Origin of the sequence: Shewanella sp. NFH-SH190041 (genome assembly GCF_024363255.1) — a bacterium.
In the GTDB taxonomy this organism is placed as follows: Bacteria; Pseudomonadota; Gammaproteobacteria; order Enterobacterales; family Shewanellaceae; genus Shewanella.
Window position 1 is genome coordinate 3,899,361 of record NZ_AP026070.1, and the last position, 22,274, is coordinate 3,921,634.

Below are 22,274 nucleotides of genomic sequence, written 5' to 3' on the forward strand. Positions count from 1 at the left end.
TAAATAAGAAAAATATAATGTCGATTTTAACGTAAAAGACAGACCATAAAAATAATAAAGCGTATATCAGTGTAATTGCATCATTTATGCAACAAATTACCCTGATAAATGTAAAGTCACAGGATTAATTTAATTGCTAATCCGTATTTAAATTCATCAATTCAGTCGTATTAGCTGCAATGATTAATTTATTTTTACCGCATGATTAACTTTAATAAATAATAAATACTGCTTCGAAAGATACCGGATAAAAATACCATATCGGTACGACGTTGCCCAAGGTATAACCCGTTACTGAATAATGCATCATGCCAAGTTCAGAATGCATAATGCTCAATTCAATATAGCCACGCTAAAATAATAAAGCCGGGAGCCCCCGGCTTTATTCCTCGGTATTGCCCAAGCCGGTTATAAATGTGCCTCGGCATATTCCGCCAACCGGGAACGCACCACACCATTGAGATAAATATTGGCGCTACCTTCAAAATCTTTAAATCGCTCAACAATATAGGTTAACCCTGAGGTGACTGCAGTCAGATAATTGGAGTCAATCTGCGACAAGTTACCACAGCAGATAAGTTTGGTGCCCTGTCCCATACGGGTGATCATCGTTTTAATCTGAGAGGCGGTTAGATTCTGGCACTCATCCAAAAATACCACTGAGTTTTGGATTGAGCGGCCACGCATAAAATTAATCGACTTAAACTGAATATTGGCCTTCTCCATAATGTAATTCATGCTGCCTCCGGGATTAACATCATTTTTATGCAGCACTTCCAGCGTATCGGTCACCGATGCTAACCAAGGCATCATTTTTTCCTCTTCGGTGCCGGGTAAAAAGCCAATGGACTCAGCTAAGTCCGGGGTACTTCGGGTCACGATAATGCGCTCATACAGCTTTTGCTCCACTACCAGTTCCAAAGCCGCCGCCATGGCTAAAATGGTTTTTCCGCACCCGGCAGGCCCGGTCAGGATCACCAGATCAATATCGGTATCCAACAGTGCCTGCAGAGCCATGCCCTGGTAAATATTTTTCGGTGTGACGCCCCAAGCATGCTGATGCAACAGATGCTGCCGGCCTAAATCAAGGATGCTGACACTGTCCTCACTCCAAGCCTGCACTCGGCCACAAAAGTCTGAGGTCTCATCAATCAAATATTGGTTGATGGACAAGGGCGCGTCCCCCAATTCATGGCGGGGAACCTGATGTAAGGTATGCTGGCCATGGCCTGTGGTGGCAAGTAAATCCCGCTGCTGCCAAAAATTCCCCGGATAACAGTGAAACCCTTTGGTCAGGAAACGGATATCGTCCACCAGCTGATCGGTGCGGTAATCCTCCACTTTTGCCATTCCCGCCCCTTTGGCTTTGAGGCGCATATTGATATCTTTGGTGACCAGAACCACGCTGCGGGGCTGATGTTGCTGCTGTAAATGCAGTGCGGTGTTGATAATGCGGTTGTCGTTGCAGTCGCCGGGCAGTGCGCCGGTTGTGAAGTCAATTTGATGGTCGGGGAAAATAGCCAAATGGCCACTGGCAGCGTGCTGACCTGCGCCGCCCGACAGCGGTACCCCTTGCACTATCTGCTCCGGCGTCGTCGAACCCCCGATAGCATCTTCCAGTGCCCGGATAGCAACCCGCGCCTCGCGGCTAATATCCCGCTTTCTGTCTTTGATCTGATCCAGCTCCTCCAGCACCGTCATAGGAACCACAACATCGTGTTCCTCAAATGAGTAAATCGCCAAAGGTTCGTGTAAGAGTACGTTGGTGTCCAATACAAACAACTTTCTGTCGCCCTGTTCCATAGCGTCTCCCCTGCTGTTAGCCAGTCCTGTGTCTGTTGCGAACTGTGATTGTCCGCCCGGTTTTCCCCCTCAGGTTGTATTGGTTAATCAGAAAAAATATTTACTCTTTAATACTGGCAGTAAGCTACTGAAACCACAACATCAAAGTGGATTTTCACCCCATAATGCAGCATAAATCCTGGTCAATTTTGCAGTGATCAATTTGTAATCTTTTCGGTGACGTTTTAGGCTGAATTCCACTTGAGAAATAACAATACTGCAGCCTTCTCGCCGCCCTGTTTACAGCCGGGTAAGGATTGCAGCGCAAAGGTCGGATCTTCTTCGTATTCGGGTACTAAAGTGGCCGGGATTGGTATAACATACGCGCCCTTTGTGATTTGTGCCGGAGATAAGAGTTAATATGCCGTTCGCCTTAGGTCAACGCTGGATAAGTGATACAGAATCTGAATTGGGTTTAGGTACCGTGGTGCAGGTAGAGGGACGCATGGTCACTGTGCTGTTTCCGGCTACAGGTGAAAACCGTATGTTCTCCCGTACCGAAGCCCCACTGACTCGGGTAATTTACAACCCGGGAGATCAGGTAGAAAGCCATGAAGGCTGGACCCTGGCAGTGGAATCCATCGAAGAAAAGGACGGGCTGATTTTCTACTTCGGCACCCGTAGCGACAATGGTGAAGAAACCATGCTGCGCGAAACCCTGCTGAATCATAATATCCGTTTCAACAAGCCGCAGGATCGTCTGTATGCCGGTCAAATTGACCGCCTGGACCGTTTTACCATGCGTTACAGAAGTCAGCAGCTGCGCCACCGTCTGGCCTGCTCTGATGTACTGGGCCTGCAAGGTCCTCGAGTGGGCCTGATCCCACACCAGATGTGGATTGCCCAAGAAGTAGGTCGCCGCTATGCTCCCCGGGTACTGTTAGCCGATGAAGTGGGTCTGGGTAAAACCATTGAAGCTGGCCTGATTATCCATCAGCAAATTATGACCGGCCGCGCCGAGCGGGTACTGGTGATTGTGCCTGATACTCTGCGCCATCAGTGGCTGGTTGAAATGCTGCGCCGCTTTAACCTGCGCTTCTCCGTATTTGATGAAGACCGTTGTGTTGAGGCCTATGCCGAACACGACAATCCTTTCTACACCGAACAATTGGTGATCTGTTCTTTGGATCTGCTGCGGAAAAAACGCCGTTTAGACCAGGCGCTGGAAGCAGACTGGGATCTGATGGTAGTGGATGAAGCCCACCATCTGGAATGGTCAGAAGATGAGCCAAGCCGCGCTTATAAAGTTGTGGAAGCCTTGGCAGAAACCATCCCCGGCGTGCTGCTGCTGACTGCAACGCCAGATCAGCTGGGGCACCAAAGTCACTTTGCCCGTTTGCGCCTGCTCGATCCTAACCGTTTCTATGACTATGACGCCTTTATCAAGGAAGAAGCCGGTTATAAAGATGTGGCCGAAGCGGCAGATGCACTGGCCAGCGATAAAAAATTAACAGATGCGGCCATCAACAGCCTCACTGAAATGCTGGGTGAAAAAGATATTGCTCCGGCAATTCGACTGATCCAAGCCGACGATGTGGATGCTGAATTGCAAGAAGCTGCCCGCAGCGAGCTGCTGCAGGATCTGCTGGACCGCCACGGTACCGGCCGCGTGTTGTACCGTAACAGCCGCGCTTCAGTAAAAGGCTTCCCACAGCGTATTTTCCACGCTTATCCCCATGCCATGCCGCAGGAATACATCACTGCAGCCCGAGTCAATGCCATGATGGGTGGCCATCGAACCCGCGAAGCTCAGGTCGCCATGGTGCTAGCACCGGAAAAAATGTATCAAGCCTTTGATGATAACAATGCCGGATGGTGGAAGTTTGATCCCCGGGTAGACTGGCTGATTGATTTTCTGAAAAACAACCGCAGCCAGAAAGTGCTGATTATTGCCAGCCAGGCTGAAACCGCCCTGGCTTTGGAAGAAGCGCTGCGGACGCGAGAAGGTATTCAGGCGACCGTCTTCCATGAAGGCATGTCCATTATTGAGCGGGATAAGGCCGGAGCCTATTTTGCCCAAGAAGAGGGCGGAGCTCAGGCATTGATCTGCTCTGAAATTGGCTCAGAAGGTCGTAACTTCCAGTTTGCCAGCCATCTGGTACTGTTCGATCTGCCGCTAAACCCGGATCTGCTGGAGCAACGTATCGGCCGTTTGGACCGTATCGGCCAGCAAAATGATGTGCAAATTCACCTGCCTTACCTGAGTGATACTGCCCAGCAGCGTTTGCTGACTTGGTACCATGAAGGGCTGAATGCCTTTGAACTGACCTGCCCCAGCGGCCATGTATTGTTCAATGAATTCGCCGAGGAACTGCTCAATGTACTGATCAGTGGTGATGAAGATGCCATGACCACACTGTTGAACCAGACTCGTAGCCGCTATCAGGAATTGAAACAAGCAATGGAGCAGGGCCGCGACAAACTGCTGGAGATTAACTCTAACGGCGGTAAACGCGCGCAGCAGATCGTTGAACGTCTGGCTAAACAGGATAACTGTACAGATTTGATCGGCGCGGTGATCCGTCTGTGGGATATTATCGGCGTCGACCAAGAAGACAGTGGCGAAAACACCATTGTGCTGCGTCCCAGCGAACATATGATGTTCCCAACCTACCCTGGCCTGCCAGAAGATGGGGTAACGGTAACCTTTGATCGTGATACGGCGCTGTCCCGAGATGATATTGCCCTGATCACCCAGGAACATCCTTTGGTGCAAACAGCGCTGGATCTGATCACCGGCTCTGAAACCGGTACCACCAGTGTGGCCGTATTAAAGAATAAGGCACTGCCAGCCGGCACCCTGTTCCTTGAGCTCATCTATTTAGCAGAGGCCTCTGCGCCGAAATCCAGCCAGGTACACAGATACCTGCCACCGACCCCAATTCGGGTATTGCTGGATAAGAGCGGTAACAATCTGTCAGCCAATGTCACTTATGACAGCTTCGACCGTCAGCTCAGTGCCGTGAACCGCCATATCGGGAGTAAATTGGTTAATGCGTCGCAGACACTGATGCACCCACTGCTGAGTAAGGGTGAAGAGGTCGCGAAAGAAGCGATGGATAGCCTGCTACTTGATGCCCGCAAGGCGATGACAGAGCAACTCAGTGGTGAACTGGACCGCTTGGTCGCACTGAAGGCCGTCAACCCGAACATCCGTGATGAAGAGGTAGACTACCTGAAAGATCAGATGACTGAGCTGGGACAATATCTTGATGGCTGCGCCCTGAAACTGGATGCGATCCGTCTGGTACTGGTCAGCCACGCTTAAGCTGGCTTAGCCATACCCGCAACAGGCACTGTTACCCTAGGTAGCAGTGCCTGTTTTGTTATTCCCTTCTGCAATATACCCAATCCCTCGCCTACCACAAGCTAAGCTGACAACCGGGTATATACTTATCAGCATCATCTTATCAGCCGGTCAGGTCTATGCCCTGCGCAACCCTGTTTTGCCTTAGCCAAACTCAGCACCACTGTGACAATAAAAGGGCTGATCAAAACGATCGTCACAGCCGATACCTATGGCTAAGGGGTTTACTGTCTATGCTGCTTTGGTTTTTGCTGGTTTTTTGGCTTAGACCAGTATTGGCGGCTGAGCCCTCAACAGATGACGCTATAACAAGCCAAGAACAACGTCATGCTCTGCAGGTAACCGAACGTCAGGTACAGGTACTGAGCAGCCCTTGGCAGGGCCGACAACGCCACGGGGTGATATTTCTGCTGGCGCATCCCGGTATAGCACTAGATAACCCGGGATTTATCCATTATCTGCGCCGAGCGATGAATCCATTGGGCTGGGCCAGTTTCAATCTCACCCCGCCACGCCCCTTACCTCGCCCCGGGTTTGTCACCGATGCCAGTAGCGTCAATCGCGCAGGTAAACAGCAACTCGGCCAGCCAGCAAATCAGTCCATGCCCAAATTTAGCCCTCAGGCACTACAGCAGTATCAGGCAAGGCAGCAACAGACATTATCTGAAACCCTAAACCAACTGACCCCCTTGGCGGCGCAATATCCTGGTAAACGTATTTGGCTGGCCAGCGGCCAAAGTGCTGCTTTGCTCGCAGAATTATTGGCGGAGCAGAAGCTCACCGCACCAGATCTTTTGGTTGTCTTTAATCCCTATCCGGCGGTCAGCAGTCAACAGCAGCGCCTGACACAAAATCTGCATAAATTGCGCTTTCCCGTACTGGATTTTCAATCTCCGGATGGTCATCCGGCCTCAACCCATACATTGACCGCCCGACAACAACTGGCCGGAAAGAAAGGACCCCGTCGCTATCGGCAATATCAGCTGGCACTGGATTTAACTCGGCCAGATAGCTGGCAGCACAGCTCCCGGGTGATCCACGGCTTTGCCCGGTCACTAAGATGACATTTCGTAACATTCAATCAGGCCAAGGTTATTTAACGCTAAGCTCACTGAAAGCTAATACCACGAAAACCTAGTGCTACTGAAACCTAAGCGCATTTGGCTCAATCTAACACTGTGCAATCAACGTCTCGCATTAGCTCAGCAAGCCGTTTTGTGTTAGCTAGCTAAGTCATGACCACTTTCCACGCGATTGGTAAGCAAAAGGCTTATGCGCTTTGTCCTGCAATTGCCGCTGCACGGCAATCCGCCGATTTTTACCTAGCAATAATTTCAATTGGTACCAGGTTTCTCGCGCCAGTAGGGTGCGTTCAGAGGCAAGCCAATTACGGCGGGTGCCCATTTTAATGGCGCACAGGGCATCTGGTGAGCGCGCAGCCAACTGCTGAGCCAATGACAATGCATCGGTTAGTGGCGTTGCGCTGATGCGGGTCACCAGCCCCAATGATTTTGCCTGCTCGGCGGTCACCACATCGGCAGTCATTGTCAGTGCCAATACCTGATCTCTGGGCATAATCGTGCGCAACATCGCCAACCCACCCATATCTGGCATCAACCCCCATTTGGCTTCCATTATCGATAAACGAGCATCAGGTGCAGCAAAGCGCATATCCGCCCCCAACGCGATCTGCATCCCACCACCGAAACAACAGCCTTCGATTACAGCAATAACTGGGATGGGGATCTGCTGCCAGCCCATGACCACCCGCTGCGCCAGATTGGTATTGCCCGGCAGCCATTTAAATAACAACCCTAAAGCCTGCCACCGGCTGCGCATCACACTGCGGATATCTAACCCAGCACTGAAGTTTCCCCCTTGCCCCGAAATCATTACGACACGCAGCGATTTATCCCGCAAAATAATCTTCTGCACCTGTTCAAGCTCTTTAAACAAGATATAATTCAGCGCATTCAACTTCTCCGGCCGGTTCAACGTCACCAGTGCGATGCCGTTTTGGATTTCATACTGCAGATATTGCCATTTCATGAGTCACATCCTTTTTTCGGTAATACCGCTATCCGTCCATATAAATTGGTTAGAACTCTCCACTTTCAGCGCTAGGTTAATACGCACAGCAGCATCGAGCTGCTACAGAACACTGTTCAATAACTCTCCATCAAACACAAGCGAATGGATAAAAAACGTTCAGCAATCACTGCTATCCAGAGGATACAAAAACAATTCTCCTCTCAGGCACAACACATATTTCAATTCACAAACCTCAGCCTGTTACTCACAGCTGATGATATGGGAACCGCCAAATAAAAATGGACACAGTCACAACTCAAGTACTTATTTGTGATGACTCAGCTCTCGCCAGAAAACAGATGGCGCGGGCATTACCGAAAGAGTGGAAAACCAATGTCACCTTTGCCACCAATGGTGCTGAAGGATTGGAGGCCATACGCCAAGGCAAGGGAGAGGTCGTCTTTCTCGATTTGAATATGCCGGTAATGGATGGCTATGAAGTGCTGGAACAAATACAACAGCATGATCTGCCTGCTATGGTGATTGTGGTCTCCAGTGATATCCAGCTCAAAGCACACCAAAAAGTCAAAGCCCTCGGTGCCATTGATTTTATTCAAAAGCCATTTAGCCCAGATACAGTGCGGATGCTGCTATTGGAATACGGCCTAATGACGCCATCAGCGTCTGCCCAGCCGGTAGCAGAGACACCTATGCTCAAGGTCAATCTGCGTGATGCCTGTCAGGAAATTGCCAATATCGCCATGGGGCGGGCGGCCGAACTACTGGCCAAGCTATTGGATGTTTTTGTGCTATTGCCAGTACCGAATGTCAATGTACTGGAAACCAGTGAACTGATCATGATGCTCAAATCTGTCGAGCAACATCAGTCATCGGCCCTGTGCCAAGGGTTTATCAGTGCCGGCGTGGCTGGAGAAGCGCTGTTGATGTTCCATGACGGCAGTTATGACGATATGGCCAAATTAATGGGGCTATCCAATCCCAAGGATCCGGATACTGAAATTGAAGTGCTGATGGATACCGGTAATGTGCTGATCAGCGCCTTTCTGAATGGGGTATTTGAACAACTGGATATGGATTTCAGTCAGGCACACCCTGTCGTGCTGGGCAGCCAGTGCAATATTGCTGATCTGTTGCAAGATAAAAGTGATAGCTGGCAGCGCACCCTGGCGATGGAAATCAATTACCGTATTGAGGATTACCATATCCAGTGCGATCTCCTACTGCTGTTTACTGAAGATTCGATTCCCACTTTAACCGATAAGCTCAGCTATCTGCTGGACTGATCCGCACGGATTTATCTCTATGTCACATGATGCAAGTGCAATGAACGAACTCCACTGGCTTATCGATATGGTGCAGACCATTGAAGTGGGCTTGGTGGTGCTAGACCGTAATTATGATATCCAACTGTGGAACAGCTTTATGGAAAGCCACAGTGGTATTTCCCCTAATCAGCTACGTGGCCAAAACCTGTTTGAGTTTTTCCCCGATCTGCCAAAAGACTGGCTAACTAAAAAAATGGAGATGGTGTTTACCTTAAAAAACCGGGCCTTTATCAGCTGGGAACAGCGGCCATACGTTTTTAAGTTTAAAAACTACCGTCCGATTACTGGCCGGGCCGATGTGATGTACCAAAATATCACGCTGCAACCACTCACCTCACTGACCGGTGAAGTCACCCATATCAGCATGTTGATTTATGATGTCAGTGATGTGGCAGTCAATAAACTGCATCTGAAAGGTGCCAATGAGCAGCTAGAACAGCTAAGTCAAACCGACAGCATGACCCAACTGTATAACCGCCGCTATTGGCAAGATGCCCTAAGCCGGGAATTTGAGCGTTATAGCCGTTACCAAGAGACCGCGAGTCTGGTGATGATCGATATCGACTTTTTAAAAAACATCAATGATATCCACGGTCATCAGGCCGGAGATAAAGTTATCCTGCACATTTCCCAGCTACTTCGTACCTCTTTGCGGAAAACCGATTTTGCCGGTCGTTATGGCGGAGAAGAGTTTGGCATAGTGCTACCCAACACCAGCGCTGAAAATGCCACGGTGTTTGCAGAGCGACTACAACAGGCTATTGCTGCTAACCCGGTCTCATTTCAGGATACTCAACTTAACATCACAGTTAGCCTCGGGATTTGCGCCCTGGATGACAGCATTGCGCACAGCTCAGATTGGATTCGGCGGGCGGTTCTGGCGCTATATCAAGCCAAAGATGCTGGGCGCAACTGCTATAAGATATATCAGTCAGCTCAGTTCTAAGCCTCTCTACGCCACACAATATATGCTCTGCCAGGCAATCTATTTACGCTCAGGTTGCCAAGGCAGTGTGCCCACAGCCTAAAATAAACAGCGACGCAGCTGATGTCGCGTTTATAAAGCCGTAAAATTTCGCCAAATGGCATGGTATTGATGAGCCAAACTTCAACTTGTAATGAGTGCGGCAGCACTTATCTCCAGCATTCATCATCGATGACAAATCTGTGTCCAGAGTGTGCACATGTTCTTTATGGATATGAAAACTGCCTACACCAATTTTCAATGGGGAGATGTATTCAGTGTCAATGGGACGGCTCAACGACAGCCTATATCGAGAGTATAAAAAACAACACAGCCCCCCAATTTAAATAGCTGCCTATAAAAAAACCCAGTGAAAACACTGGGCTTTTATTCAAACTATCTCAATTGATACTTTAGGATTTACCGTTCGTTAGAATGGGATATCGTCATCCCAACCATCGTCCAAATCCGGGGTATAGTTTTGTTGTGCAGGCTGTTGTTGCTGCTGAGGCTGAGGCGCTGGACGCTGAGCTGGTGCTTGCGCTGCCGGTGCAGACTGCTGCTGATAACCAGAAGATTGCTGCGCAGGTGCTTGTTGCTGCTGACGCGGCGCATACCCGGCCTGCTGCTGACCATAACCACCTTGAGCTGGCTGATACTGCTGTTGCTGATTGCCACTATGCTGGTTCTGTTGCTGACCGTAACCACCTTGGCTTTGACCGCCCTGAGTCTGGCTACGACCACCCAGCATTTGCATGCTGCCGCCCTGATCTACCACGATTTCAGTGGTGTATCTGTCTTGACCGCTCTGATCTTTCCACTTACGGGTCTGAAGGCGGCCTTCAAAGTACACCTGAGAGCCTTTACGCAGATACTCACCGACGATTTCAGCCAGCTTGCCAAATACCACCACACGGTGCCATTCAGTACGCTCTTGCTGTTGACCCTGCTGATCTTTCCAGGTTTCACTGGTAGCCACGGTGACGTTCGCCACAGCATTGCCGTTCGGCATATAGCGAACCTCGGGATCCTGTCCCAAATTACCTACCAGAATCACTTTGTTCACACCACGACTGGCCATTAACATCTCCTGCGAATCATCACGAAAAAATCGGTTTAATTGACAGAGCCTAACACAGCTCGGGCCTGTCTCAAATCGAAATGCTCATCGACTTTCAAGTATGCAACTTTTTCCTCAAGCACCACAATAGCTTCAGCAACACCCTCCAGTTGAGACAACTGGGCAGCCATCTCTCCGGCTTCGGCTTTTCCGGCCACATTGGCGCTCAGGGTATAGCTTTTGAGCATCACAGGATTCTGCATACCAAAGCTGAGCAACAGCCATAACAGTACTAATCCCATACCTACGGTAAATACTCCGCTGGCCCCGAGCAACTCATAGGCGCCACCACCGAGCAAACCGCCACAAAAAGCCCCTAAGAACTGGCTGGTTGAATAAACCCCCATCGCAGTGCCTTTCTCTCCGACCGGGCAGAATTTGGCGATCAGGCTTGGCAAAGAAGCCTCAAGATAGTTAAAGCCAGTAAAAAACAGCACAACCGCAATACTCAGCCCCACCAAAGATTGACTGAATAATGCCATTAATCCCAACGCGAGTAACAAAATCAGCAAAGCCAGCTGGAACATGCCTTTGGCATTTTTCCGTTTCACCCCAATGATGATCAAAGGCACCATCAAAATAAACGCCGCAACAAAAGCGGGAAAATACAGTAACCAATGCTGCTCTTTAGCCAATCCGGCAGAAACCAAATCCAGTGGCAGCGCCACAAACACGGCCGTCAAAACCAAATGTAAAATAAAAATACCGGCATCCAAACGGATAAGCTGGGGATGCTTAAGCATTTGCATAATTCTGGCCGGCGCTGCCAGCGTATCCCCCTTAGGCGCATGCCCAACGGGACTGGGAACCACAAACTGAATAATGGCCATACCGCATAATGCTAAAACCGCCGTCAACGCAAACAAGCCTGACAGCCCCAGGTGTTGTGCCACAATCGGCCCGACCAGCAGTGATAGCGCAAAGGACAGCCCGATACACATACCGATAATGGCCATCACTTTAGTGCGCTGTTCATCCCGGCTTAAATCTGCGGCCATGGCTAGTACTGCGGCAGCAATAGCCCCCATGCCCTGCAGCGCCCTGCCCAGCACGACGCCATAAATGCTGTCGGCCATCGCTGCCACCACAGAGCCGATAGCAAATAGCAGTAAGCCGCCCAAAATCACCGGCTTGCGGCCGATACGGTCGGACAATATGCCCATGGGAATTTGTAACATTGCCTGGGTCAGGCCATATGCGCCAATGGCAATACCAACCCAGAGGGGGGAAAACCCTTGAAGATGCTGACCATACAGGGCAAACACCGGCATGATCATAAACAGGCCCATCATGCGCAGGCCAAACACACCAGCCAGGGAAAAAGCGACTTTTTTCTCTGTACTGGACAGACCGCTTGCAGCCATTCAGTTCGTCTCGCTGTTAAATTTCAGGGGGCGGATATTAACATATCGCCGAAGTTATACCCAAAGTGACGTCCGGATTACACCGGGTTCATCAGTGGAAGCAGGGGGTGACAGGGAAGATTATCGATATACACCACAGACAGGCAACAGCGGAAAAAGTTCCTTAAAACAGAATGAGGCAATCTGTGTTTTCCCCGGATAGCCCCCTAAACTCCATCCCGGAACTGTGCGATACTTATGCTCTTTTTCTGTAGCAGGACCTTGAGCGATAGATGGATAAGATTGAAGTCAGGGGTGCCCGCACCCACAATCTCAAAAATATCAACCTGACAATTCCCCGGGACAAGTTGATTGTAATCACCGGACTGTCCGGCTCAGGCAAGTCATCGCTGGCCTTTGACACCTTGTATGCAGAAGGCCAGCGGCGCTATGTTGAATCTCTGTCTGCCTACGCCCGCCAATTTCTCAGCCTGATGGAAAAGCCAGACGTAGACCATATCGAAGGGCTAAGTCCCGCTATCTCTATCGAGCAAAAATCCACGTCTCACAATCCGCGTTCCACCGTCGGTACCATCACAGAAATTTATGACTATCTGCGACTGCTGTTTGCCCGAGTTGGGGAGCCACGCTGTCCGGTACATGGTCAAGCATTAGCGGCTCAGACCGTCAGCCAGATGGTGGATAAAGTCTTGGAGATGGAACCTGGCAGCCGCCAGATGCTGTTAGCCCCTGTGGTTAAAGGCCGCAAAGGTGAACATGTCAAACTGTTAGAAAGTCTGGCTGCACAAGGCTATATCCGTGCCCGGATTGATGGCGAAGTTTGCGATCTGACTGATCCGCCAGCGCTGGATCTGCATGTGAAACACACCATTGACGTGGTGGTTGACCGTTTTAAAGTCAAAGACGATATGCAGCAACGGCTGGCAGAATCATTTGAAACTGCTCTGGAACTGTCCGGCGGTCTGGCTATCATTGCGCCGATGGACAGCGCGCCCAAAGACGACGCCTCGAATAAAGGCAATGGCGAAGAACTGATCTTTTCCGCTAACTTTGCCTGCCCCCATTGTGGCTACTCCATGGCCGAGCTGGAGCCGCGAATTTTCTCTTTCAACAATCCAGCGGGTGCCTGTCCCACCTGTGATGGGTTAGGGATGCAAACCTTTTTCGACCCAGAGCGAGTGATCACCAGTGATGAACTATCACTGGCCGGTGGCGCCATTCGCGGCTGGGACAGACGCAACTTTTATTATTTTCAGATGCTGACCTCATTGGGTGAGCATTTCGGTTTTGATGTAGAAACGCCATTCCAAGCACTGCCAGCACGTATCCAAAAAATCGTGCTGTACGGCTCAGGCAAAGAAAGCATCGCCTTTAAATATATGAATGACCGAGGCGATGTGGTGGTGCGTAACCACCCTTTTGAAGGCATTTTGAATAATATGGATCGCCGCTACCGGGAAACGGAATCTAATTCGGTACGGGATGAACTGGCTAAATATATTTCCACCCAGCCGTGTCAAAGCTGTGGTGGTTCCCGGCTAAAGGAAGAAGCCCGTAACGTTTTTATTGCCGATCTCAATCTGCCAACCCTGACCCAGTGGTCCATTGGTGAAGCACTGGATTATTTTGACCAGCTGAATTTCAGCGGCCAAAAAGCGCAAATTGCGGAAAAAATTCTGAAAGAAGTTCGCGACCGGCTCGGCTTTTTAGTCAATGTTGGTCTCAATTACCTCAGTCTATCCCGCAGTGCTGAAACCCTGTCCGGTGGTGAAGCCCAGCGGATCCGATTGGCCAGTCAAATAGGCGCGGGCTTAGTCGGGGTAATGTATGTACTGGATGAACCCTCTATCGGTCTGCATCAACGGGATAATGAGCGGCTGCTCAACACCCTGAAGCACTTAAGGGATCTGGGCAATACCGTGATTGTGGTAGAGCATGATGAAGATGCTATCCGCATGGCGGATCATATTATTGATATCGGCCCCGGCGCTGGAGTGCATGGTGGCGAAGTGATCTGTGATGGGACGCTGGCGCAGATCATCGACTGCCCTGAGTCTGTGACCGGCCAGTATCTCAGCGGCGAAAAACGCATTACCATTGCCGGTGAGCGCACCCCTTATGATCCCAATCAAGTTATTGAGCTAATTGGCGCGAAAGGTAATAACTTAAAAAATGTCGATCTCACCATTCCTGTGGGACTATTAACCTGTGTGACCGGGGTCTCCGGCTCAGGGAAATCCACACTGATTAATGACACCTTCTTTAAGATTGCCCATCGCATGCTCAATAAAGCCACTGTGGATGAACCGGCACCTTACGACAAGATTATCGGGATGGAACAGTGCGATAAAGTGGTGGATATCGACCAGAGCCCCATTGGCCGTACCCCACGTTCTAACCCGGCCACCTATACCGGCATTTTTACCCCCATCCGCGAGCTGTTTTCTGCCACCCAAGAATCCCGCAGCCGGGGTTATAAACCGGGACGTTTCTCCTTTAATGTCAAAGGCGGTCGCTGTGAGGCCTGCCAAGGTGATGGACTTATCAAAGTAGAAATGCACTTTCTGCCGGATGTGTATGTGCCTTGTGATGCCTGTAAAGGCAAACGCTATAACCGGGAGACCCTAGAAGTAAAATACAAGGGCAAAAATATCCACGAAGTGCTGCAAATGACCGTCGAAGAAGCGCGCAGCTTTTTTGATGCGGTACCGGCCATTGCCCGTAAACTGCAAACTCTGATGGATGTCGGCCTGTCTTATATCCGACTGGGGCAAAGTGCCACCACGTTATCAGGGGGTGAGGCGCAACGGGTAAAACTGGCCAAGGAGTTGTCCAAGCGGGATACCGGCAAGACCCTGTATATTCTGGATGAACCCACCACAGGGCTGCATTTTGCTGATATTCAGATGCTGCTGGATGTACTGCATCGCCTGAAAGGTCAGGGAAATACCCTTGTAGTGATTGAGCATAATCTGGATGTGATAAAAACTGCAGACTGGATTGTGGATCTGGGGCCTGAAGGCGGCGCTGGCGGCGGCACGATATTAGTCACTGGCACCCCGGAGCAGGTGGCTCAGTCCCCCAACTCACATACCGCCCGCTTCCTCAAGCCATTGCTGGAAAACATGTAACCCCGCATCAACTTAGTTTATGTATCAGCACACTGCACTCCCAGCTGCAGTGTGCTGACTGCAGGCTCCCCCAACACTCCTCTCTCCCACTTTCAGTTAAATGCTTTTTTACAAATTCAACCCAACATATGTTCTATTCGTGTAATGCATATGTTTTAATTTTTTTAATAAAGCACCAAGATCCGATTAATGCGACAGGGAGAGGACATTAAGATGTTGGCCAAAAACAAAACCATGCAATGGACTGGCGTATTGTTTAGTTTGGGATTATTAACGGCCTGTGGCGGCAGTGATGGCGATAGTCCAGCGGTTAGTGCTGGACCAAACTGGACGGCGGGGCAATATCAGCCTGCTGAAGACTTAATAAACTTCTGCGCTGCGCCGCGCAGTGGGACTGATCCATACACGAATCAGCCTTACCCGGATAAAAGCGGCTCCAGCCTATATGAAAAACTGTATCTGCGCTCATTCAGCCATGAAACCTATCTTTGGTATAACGAATTGCCGGATCCCAACCCGAATAGTTCACCCTCGGTCCAGGCCTATTTTGATCTGCTGACAACGTCAGCGACGACAGACAGTGGTGCCCGCAAAGACAGATTTCACTTTACCGTCAGTTACGATGACTATATGCAGGAATCCCAGTCTGGCACCATAGGTGGCTACGGTTTTAACTGGGCCTTTATCCAAACAACTCCGCCACGTAACCTTACCGTCAGCTACACAGAATCCAATTCTCCAGCCGCCTTACAGCAGGTACAGCGGGGCGACCGACTACTTAAGGTCAATGGCATTGATGTCATCAGCAGTAATGATCAAACCGATATCGATCAGCTTAATACAGCGCTATTCTCTCCCGCGCTTGGCAGTAACCACAGATTTACCCTGCAACGCAGTGATGGCAGTGACTATGAGGTGACGCTAACTGCTGAACAGATCACTTTGTCCCCGGTACAACTGGCAAAAGTGATCCAACATGACAATAAAAAAGTCGGCTATGTGCAATTTAACCAATTTATCAGTATCGCCCAGGATGGACTGATTGAGGCTTTCAATCTATTTGCCAATAACGGCATTGATGAACTGGTGTTGGACATGCGTTATAACGGCGGCGGACTGATTTATCAATCCGCCCAATTAGGCTTTATGGTGGCGGGCGCCAATAGCCGTAACCGGATATTTGAAACACTAAAACACAATGATAAACAGGAAAATCTCGACAGTAGCATCCAGTTTGAACCGCGAGTGATTGATTGGAGTCAGCCTGGCTTTACCGACACACAATTACCCAGTGCCCAATTAAACCGGGTCTATATTCTCACCACAGCCGGAACCGCTTCCGCCAGTGAATCCTTGATCAACGGACTGCGGGGTATTGATGTGGAGGTGATCCAAATTGGCAGTGCTACTCAAGGAAAGCCTTATGGCTTTATTCCTCAACCCAACTGCGGCAATGTTTATTTCACTATCCAGTTTAAAGGCGACAATGAAAAAGGCTTCGGTGATTTTGCCGATGGCTTTATTCCTACGCCGGCGGCAGACATAGTGGTGGATACCGGTCTCAACGCCCAAGTCCCGGGCTGCACTGTGGCAGATGACTTCAGCCAAGCATTGGGTCATCCCCAAGAAAGGCTATTGGCAGCCGCACTACAGTATATGACTGACGGCACTTGCCCGGCGCCGCGCAGTCAAATGCAGCACAGCAGAAGCATCCCAACCTCAACTGGCCCGGCACTGATGATGCCTTTTCATCCGCTGCGTCACGGCAGTATTTATAGCGAGCTAAACCACGCTGATACAAGCGGGAGTAGCCGATGATCAGGCCGTGGCCGGCACTGCTGCTGACACTGACCGGCCTGTCAGCCCTAACGGGGCTCAGCGGCTGTCATGCCGCTCATTCCCCAATGGCTCTTGCAGCAAACAGCAGTAACGGAACGGCAGTGTCAAAGGCTGAAAACCAAGCGCCTGTGGCCGCATTGAGTAGGCACACCAGCAGTGCAGCGCGACAACAGATCCGTCAGGCTATCGTCAGCCTGAAAGGTGGCAAGCCGCCACAATTGGCAGACACAGTGTTTGAATACAGTGATGTACTGTTACTGGAACGTGTCCGATTACGCGATTCGCAGGGCTTGCCGATCATGGGACGGGATTTCCAGCGACCAACACAATTCCAACTGCAACTGAGGGGGGATAACTGCGGATTGTATGACCACACAACTAACGGCTTCGTACCTTTACCGCTACTGGACTGCATCGCTAAGCCGGTAGATGCTCTGGATAATGAAAGTCGCAATTAACATGGCAATTAAGATGACAAAAAAGGGGAACTTAACCGTTCCCCTTTGCTTATTATATTGATGGCTTAATACACGGAAAAGGCGCGGAATTGACGGCCTTTGAGCTTACCTTTGTTCAAAATGGTCAGAGCTTTTTTACCGAACTGACGCTTCACGGCGACAAAGGAACGGATATCCGTGATTTTAATCTTACCGATATCATCCCCAGTCAGGGATTTATCCGCAGTCAACGCCCCCAGGATATCCCCCGGACGTAATTTTTGTTTTTTACCACCATCAATCAAAATTGTGGTCATCTTTGGTCGATATGGCGGCGTATCCAGATATTGCTCACTTGGCAGTTCGCTGTCCTGGATCTCAGCACCCAAAATATCTTCCAGCGCGGCCACTTTCAGGCTGTCTTTGCCTGTATAGAAACTAAATGCTTGGCCCTGGCTACCTGCACGCCCGGTCCGGCCAATACGGTGAATATGCACTTCACTGTCATAAGCCATTTCAAAGTTCACCACGGCATCAAGATTGTCGATATCCAAGCCGCGGGCAGCCACATCGGTTGCGACCAGAATATTGATGCTCTTATTGGCAAATTGCACCAAAGTGCGATCACGTTCGCGCTGCTCCTGATCGCCATGCAGAGCCAGAGCACTGAATCCCAGTGCAGCCAGCTCATCAGCGACCGCTTGCGTTTCGCGCTTGGTATTACAAAACACCACGGCAGATTCCGGCTGATATTTGCACAATAAAATCTGCAGTGCCTTCATACGTTCAGCTTTGCTTTCCAGATGGAAAAACTGCTGGCTGATGCTCTGACTGTCATGGGTTGCGGCAACCTTCACCATTTCAGGCTGGTGCATGATCCGCTCCGCCATACCCTGAATTTGCGCCGGGAAAGTCGCACTGAACAGCAGGGTCTGACGGTTGGCTGGGGTCATGGCAATAATACTATCCATCGCCTGGGTAAAACCCATTTCCAGCATGCGATCGGCTTCATCCAACACCAAGGTGGTTAGCTCAGAAAAATCCAGCCGGCCCTGTTGCAAATGGTCCAGCACACGGCCTGGCGTACCCACAATAATATGGGCGCCATGCTCCAGTGAACCAATCTGCGGGCCGACCGGTACCCCGCCACACAGGGTCAGTACTTTAATATTGTGAATACCCCGGGCCAAAGTGCGGATCTCTTTGGCCACCTGATCGGCTAATTCCCGAGTTGGACACAACACCAGTGACTGAATACGGAAACGTTTTACATTCAGTTTGTTCAGCAGCCCCAAAGCAAATGCAGCCGTCTTACCACTACCGGTTTTCCCTTGGGCGATCACATCCCGTTCTGCCAGTACCAGCGGCAGACTCTGGGCCTGTATCGCCGTCATGCCGGTATAACCGATGCTGTCCAGCGTCGCCAGCAACTGGGGCTTTAATGCCAGAGAAGAAAATGCCGGCGCCTGGCCGTTTATTTGGGAATCACTCAAGGGAAATATCCTGTAAAAAAGTTATTAAGCCGCCCATCTGACCTCAGTTAGGCGGTAATCGCGGCGCAGTGTAGCAAATTTAGACAACTACCGCACTCACGCCGACCACTCAGTAAAGTGATGGCTGACCTTCCGGCCGAGTTTTAAATCTGCGATGTAGCCACATATATTGCCCGGGTGCGGCCAAAATAGAGGCTTCTACCACATGGTTAATAAAGCGGGCCCCAGCTTCTGGGTCGTTCTTGGGAAACACATCGACCAAGGGTTCACGCAGGGTAAGGGTATAGTGGCCAGTATTATCATCCCGCACCATGGTAAATGGCACTATCGCGCAGTCCGTTGCATCCACCAGCAAACTGGTACCTGTGGTGGTACAGGCCTGAGACACGGCAAACAAAGGCGCAAAAGCATGACGCCTTGGGCCATAATCCTGATCCGGCGCATACCAAACACACTCGCCCCGACGCAAACTAGTCAACATGGATTTCACATCCCTACGGTGAATCATTTCATGGCCACCTCGAGTACGACCGCGATACTGGAAATAATCAAAACAGGGGTTATTGTTGGGGCGATACACACCAAGCCCTGAAACATGCAGACCAAACGCTCGACCTCCCAATTCAAGATTAAGAGAGTGCACCGCAACCAAAAGCACTCCTCGGCCTTGTGTCTTTAGTGTATCTAAATGCGCCAGCCCCTCACAACGGATATGGCGGCGTACTCGTGCATCAGACCAGAACCAAGCCATCGCGGTTTCAAACAACGCAAGCCCGGTATTGTCGATATTTTCCCGCTCTAATTGTTGTCGCTGCTTAAGGGGCATATCCGGGAAACACAGCGCCAAATTGCTGGCAATCGTACGGCGGCGTTTAGGCATCAGTTTCATGCTGAGCCGCCCCAATAGCTTGCCCAACCAAAATTGCAGCTTCCACGGCAGCATGCTGCACAACTTAGCTACGGCTACCAACAACAGCACGCCCCAGTAACGGGGCAATAAAAATCGTGGAGAAAACTCCGGCGCGGTGTATTTACTACTCATGGTTCTCATCGCTTAGTTCAGGCAAGAACAAAAAATGCGGGGCAAATTTTATGCTTTTACCCCTTTTTATCAAGGATATAGCTCACCAGTCTGTGAAGAGTGGGGGCAAAATGGTTACAGTCCACGTTGATACTGCTGACAGTTGGTATGCAGCAGGCTATCACTTAACTGCGCCAGCATCTGTGCATCGCCCTGTAATGCCGCTGCGAAACGGGTCACTAATTCTGCCGCAGAAAATTTACTGACAGTAGCGGAAGGCACCGGCCGCAGATCAATCAACAAGTGACTAAAGCGCCCAGCGAAGGCCTGCAAGGGAGCCGGATTAAAGTAATGCTCCTCAGCGTACAGTCGGTTATAACTGCCGGGACTTTTATAAATAATATGTGCTTCCCCAGTCTGACTGCGCAGCACACCATCCTGCTCACAGCGCGTCAGACACCCACGGTTCATACGCTGTTTACGGCAGCCATTGGCCTGGGCCAATAAACATTGGCGGCTGGTCATCAAATGCTGAGGATTAAAAATGCTGTAATACAGATCAAAGCCTACCGGAACACGTAAACGGGTCAGCTGAGACTCATTGAGCTCCGCAGAGGCAAAGCCGCCGCATGCGCCCAATTCTTGTTGCAGACACTGTAATGCCATGGAATTAGCTAAATTCAGCTGAGGGCCTGCTACCCAGTCAAGCTGGAGTTCCCGGGCCAATTGTGCCACCCCGAGATTATCCGTGATTAACCGGGTGGGTCGCGTAGCCCGCAATAACTCAGCGGCTGCGGCAAAATGACTTTCCGTCATCACCGCTGGAAACCAAGGGATAAGATCCGGGTGAGTTTGAAACAGAGCAATATGCTCATCCAAGCGCCAAGCGAGCGCATCCGGGATCTGGCAGCAGTAATCCACATTGGCTTGCTGAGGCAACATTTCCACCTGACGACGATCCAGCAGCACAATTAAACGTGGCGAGGTTACCAATGACTCCACACAAGCCACTTTTGCGATCTGCGGTAACGCGGCGCCGCCTTTCAGTGAGCGACGGCGCCCTGCGGATATCGGCATCGCGGCGGTCAACGCCTCTACCCGACGAATAATCGCTGTTTTACAATCAAATAGCTGACGTTTGACCTCAGCTACATCTTGCGGGGCTTGGCAATGTGCCAAGCGACTGAAATGGTAGACGGCATTGTCTCTTGGGTTATCAATAAACATATTGCGGTGAATATCACCCAATAGATAACCATTAGAAAAATCCCGGTTGAATACGGTATATAGCTCAGAAGTATCCGTCAGCAGCGGCTTATCATCGCAGAAATGATCGATTTGCCGCCGCCAGTTATCCACCGTAGTGTAAACATAGTGAGACTTTTTGATCCGCCCTTCAATTTTCAGCGAATAGACCCCTGCTTCAGCCAGCGCAGGCAGATCGGCAAAAGCAGAATTATCTTTCAGGTTAAGGGGGAAGTCCCGCCCAGCCGCAGTGCGCTGAAACTGCTCACGGCAGGGCTGGCTACAACGGCCTCGGTTACCGGATGCACCGTGACGCACCGAGCTAAAATAACACACCCCGGAAAAACCGATACAGTAGGAGCCATGTACAAAGACTTCTGTCAGCATATTATGCTGATGACCAAACTGGGCTAACTCAGTAATTTCATCAATATTGAGCTCCCGGGATAGATTCACCCGACTCATCCCCAAGCCAGCTAACAGCTTCATTTGTCCGGTATTATGGGTATTCATCTGGGTCGAGGCATGACGATCTAAAGCAGGGAAGTAGTGCTTGATAAGATAAGCCAGCCCCAGATCCTGCACTATGATGCCATCCACCGCCATTGTGGATAGCTGCTGCAAGAGACTGAGCATGGTTTTCAGCTCGGTTTCCAGCAGCATGATATTCAGGGTCAGAAAAACCTTACACTTGTGGGCATGAGCCAGTGCTAACACACCTTCCAGCAACTCCAGGCTGATATTGGCCGCTCGATTACGGGCGTTAAACCGATCCAGACCACAGTACACGGCATCAGCACCAGCGGCGATGGCGGCCTTGATCGAGTCGATATCCCCGCCCGGAGCCAATAGTTCAAACTGTGTTTTCTGATATCCCATACGTCACTCATCACTGCCAGCAAAGCCGGGCATTGTAAAGATCTGTATCATGAATTTCGAGCCAGAAAACGGATAAAGCCGGTAAAAGTCGCCACCGTAAAGATGACCTATTTATGTAGCAGGTTGATTATTAGGCTATTCACCCATAGTGAATAATGGTGAAGAAATAAACTTGATTTAGCTAATGCTTGTTCATCTTATCGCCGTGACATCCCAACACTATCAGACAAGGTACTAGCGCATGATTCAGTAATG

Annotated in this window: 14 protein-coding genes; 7 read left to right on the forward strand and 7 right to left on the reverse strand. The window is 50.3% G+C overall.

The window, feature by feature from the left end; genetic code table 11:
• Positions 1-408 precede the first annotated feature (408 nt).
• Complete coding sequence (locus NFHSH190041_RS17420) at positions 409-1,803, reverse strand: PhoH family protein (protein WP_261922977.1); 1,395 nt, start codon at positions 1,801-1,803, stop codon at positions 409-411.
• A gap of 400 nt (positions 1,804-2,203) precedes the next feature.
• Between NFHSH190041_RS17420 and rapA the strand changes: the two genes are divergently transcribed.
• Entirely contained in the window at positions 2,204-5,110 is a 2,907-nt protein-coding gene (gene rapA / locus NFHSH190041_RS17425) for an RNA polymerase-associated protein RapA (protein ID WP_261922978.1), read from the forward strand.
• Between the two features lie 272 nt (positions 5,111-5,382).
• Positions 5,383-6,213: an alpha/beta hydrolase family protein gene (locus NFHSH190041_RS17430; RefSeq protein ID WP_261922979.1), complete on the forward strand. Its 831-nt coding sequence runs from the start codon at positions 5,383-5,385 to the stop codon at positions 6,211-6,213.
• A 169-nt stretch (positions 6,214-6,382) separates the two neighbouring features.
• On the opposite strand, the gene NFHSH190041_RS17435 is transcribed toward NFHSH190041_RS17430, so the two are convergent.
• Positions 6,383-7,198: a crotonase/enoyl-CoA hydratase family protein gene (locus NFHSH190041_RS17435; RefSeq protein WP_261922980.1), complete on the reverse strand. Its 816-nt coding sequence runs from the start codon at positions 7,196-7,198 to the stop codon at positions 6,383-6,385.
• Positions 7,199-7,479: 281 nt separating this feature from the next.
• Here NFHSH190041_RS17435 and NFHSH190041_RS17440 point away from each other — a divergent pair, with 281 nt between their 5' ends.
• Both NFHSH190041_RS17440 and NFHSH190041_RS17445 read left to right on the forward strand, forming a co-directional pair.
• A complete protein-coding gene (locus NFHSH190041_RS17440; protein ID WP_261922981.1) occupies positions 7,480-8,484 on the forward strand; it encodes a response regulator in 1,005 nt (334 codons plus the stop codon).
• A gap of 19 nt (positions 8,485-8,503) precedes the next feature.
• Complete coding sequence (locus tag NFHSH190041_RS17445; protein ID WP_261922982.1) at positions 8,504-9,472, forward strand: diguanylate cyclase; 969 nt, start codon at positions 8,504-8,506, stop codon at positions 9,470-9,472.
• A gap of 448 nt (positions 9,473-9,920) precedes the next feature.
• On the opposite strand, the gene ssb is transcribed toward NFHSH190041_RS17445, so the two are convergent.
• Both ssb and NFHSH190041_RS17455 read right to left on the reverse strand, forming a co-directional pair.
• Positions 9,921-10,571: a single-stranded DNA-binding protein gene (gene ssb / locus NFHSH190041_RS17450; protein WP_261922983.1), complete on the reverse strand. Its 651-nt coding sequence runs from the start codon at positions 10,569-10,571 to the stop codon at positions 9,921-9,923.
• 35 nt (positions 10,572-10,606) lie between these two features.
• Positions 10,607-11,974 (reverse strand): MFS transporter, encoded by a 1,368-nt coding sequence (locus tag NFHSH190041_RS17455; RefSeq protein WP_261922984.1) that lies wholly within the window; start codon positions 11,972-11,974, stop codon positions 10,607-10,609.
• A 272-nt stretch (positions 11,975-12,246) separates the two neighbouring features.
• On the opposite strand from NFHSH190041_RS17455, the gene uvrA reads away from it, so the two are divergent.
• The 3 genes from uvrA (at position 12,247) to NFHSH190041_RS17470 (ending at position 17,402) form a co-directional block, all read left to right on the forward strand.
• A complete protein-coding gene (gene uvrA / locus NFHSH190041_RS17460; RefSeq protein ID WP_261922985.1) occupies positions 12,247-15,105 on the forward strand; it encodes an excinuclease ABC subunit UvrA in 2,859 nt (952 codons plus the stop codon).
• Positions 15,106-15,318: 213 nt separating this feature from the next.
• Positions 15,319-16,923, forward strand: coding sequence for a S41 family peptidase (locus NFHSH190041_RS17465; protein WP_261922986.1), 1,605 nt, complete (start codon positions 15,319-15,321; stop codon positions 16,921-16,923).
• Positions 16,920-17,402, forward strand: coding sequence for a hypothetical protein (locus NFHSH190041_RS17470; protein WP_261922987.1), 483 nt, complete (start codon positions 16,920-16,922; stop codon positions 17,400-17,402). The genes NFHSH190041_RS17465 and NFHSH190041_RS17470 overlap by 4 nt, the downstream gene beginning before the upstream one ends.
• Positions 17,403-17,467: 65 nt before the next feature.
• Here the strand turns inward: NFHSH190041_RS17470 and dbpA are convergent, their stop codons facing one another.
• From dbpA to NFHSH190041_RS17485, 3 genes are all read right to left on the reverse strand, one after another.
• Complete coding sequence (dbpA, locus tag NFHSH190041_RS17475; protein ID WP_261922988.1) at positions 17,468-18,874, reverse strand: ATP-dependent RNA helicase DbpA; 1,407 nt, start codon at positions 18,872-18,874, stop codon at positions 17,468-17,470.
• A 109-nt stretch (positions 18,875-18,983) separates the two neighbouring features.
• Positions 18,984-19,916: an LpxL/LpxP family Kdo(2)-lipid IV(A) lauroyl/palmitoleoyl acyltransferase gene (lpxL, locus tag NFHSH190041_RS17480; protein ID WP_261922989.1), complete on the reverse strand. Its 933-nt coding sequence runs from the start codon at positions 19,914-19,916 to the stop codon at positions 18,984-18,986.
• Positions 19,917-20,030: 114 nt separating this feature from the next.
• On the reverse strand, positions 20,031-22,019 hold the full coding sequence (locus NFHSH190041_RS17485) for a peptidase U32 family protein (protein WP_261922990.1): 1,989 nt from the start codon (positions 22,017-22,019) through the stop codon (positions 20,031-20,033).
• Positions 22,020-22,274 lie beyond the last annotated feature (255 nt).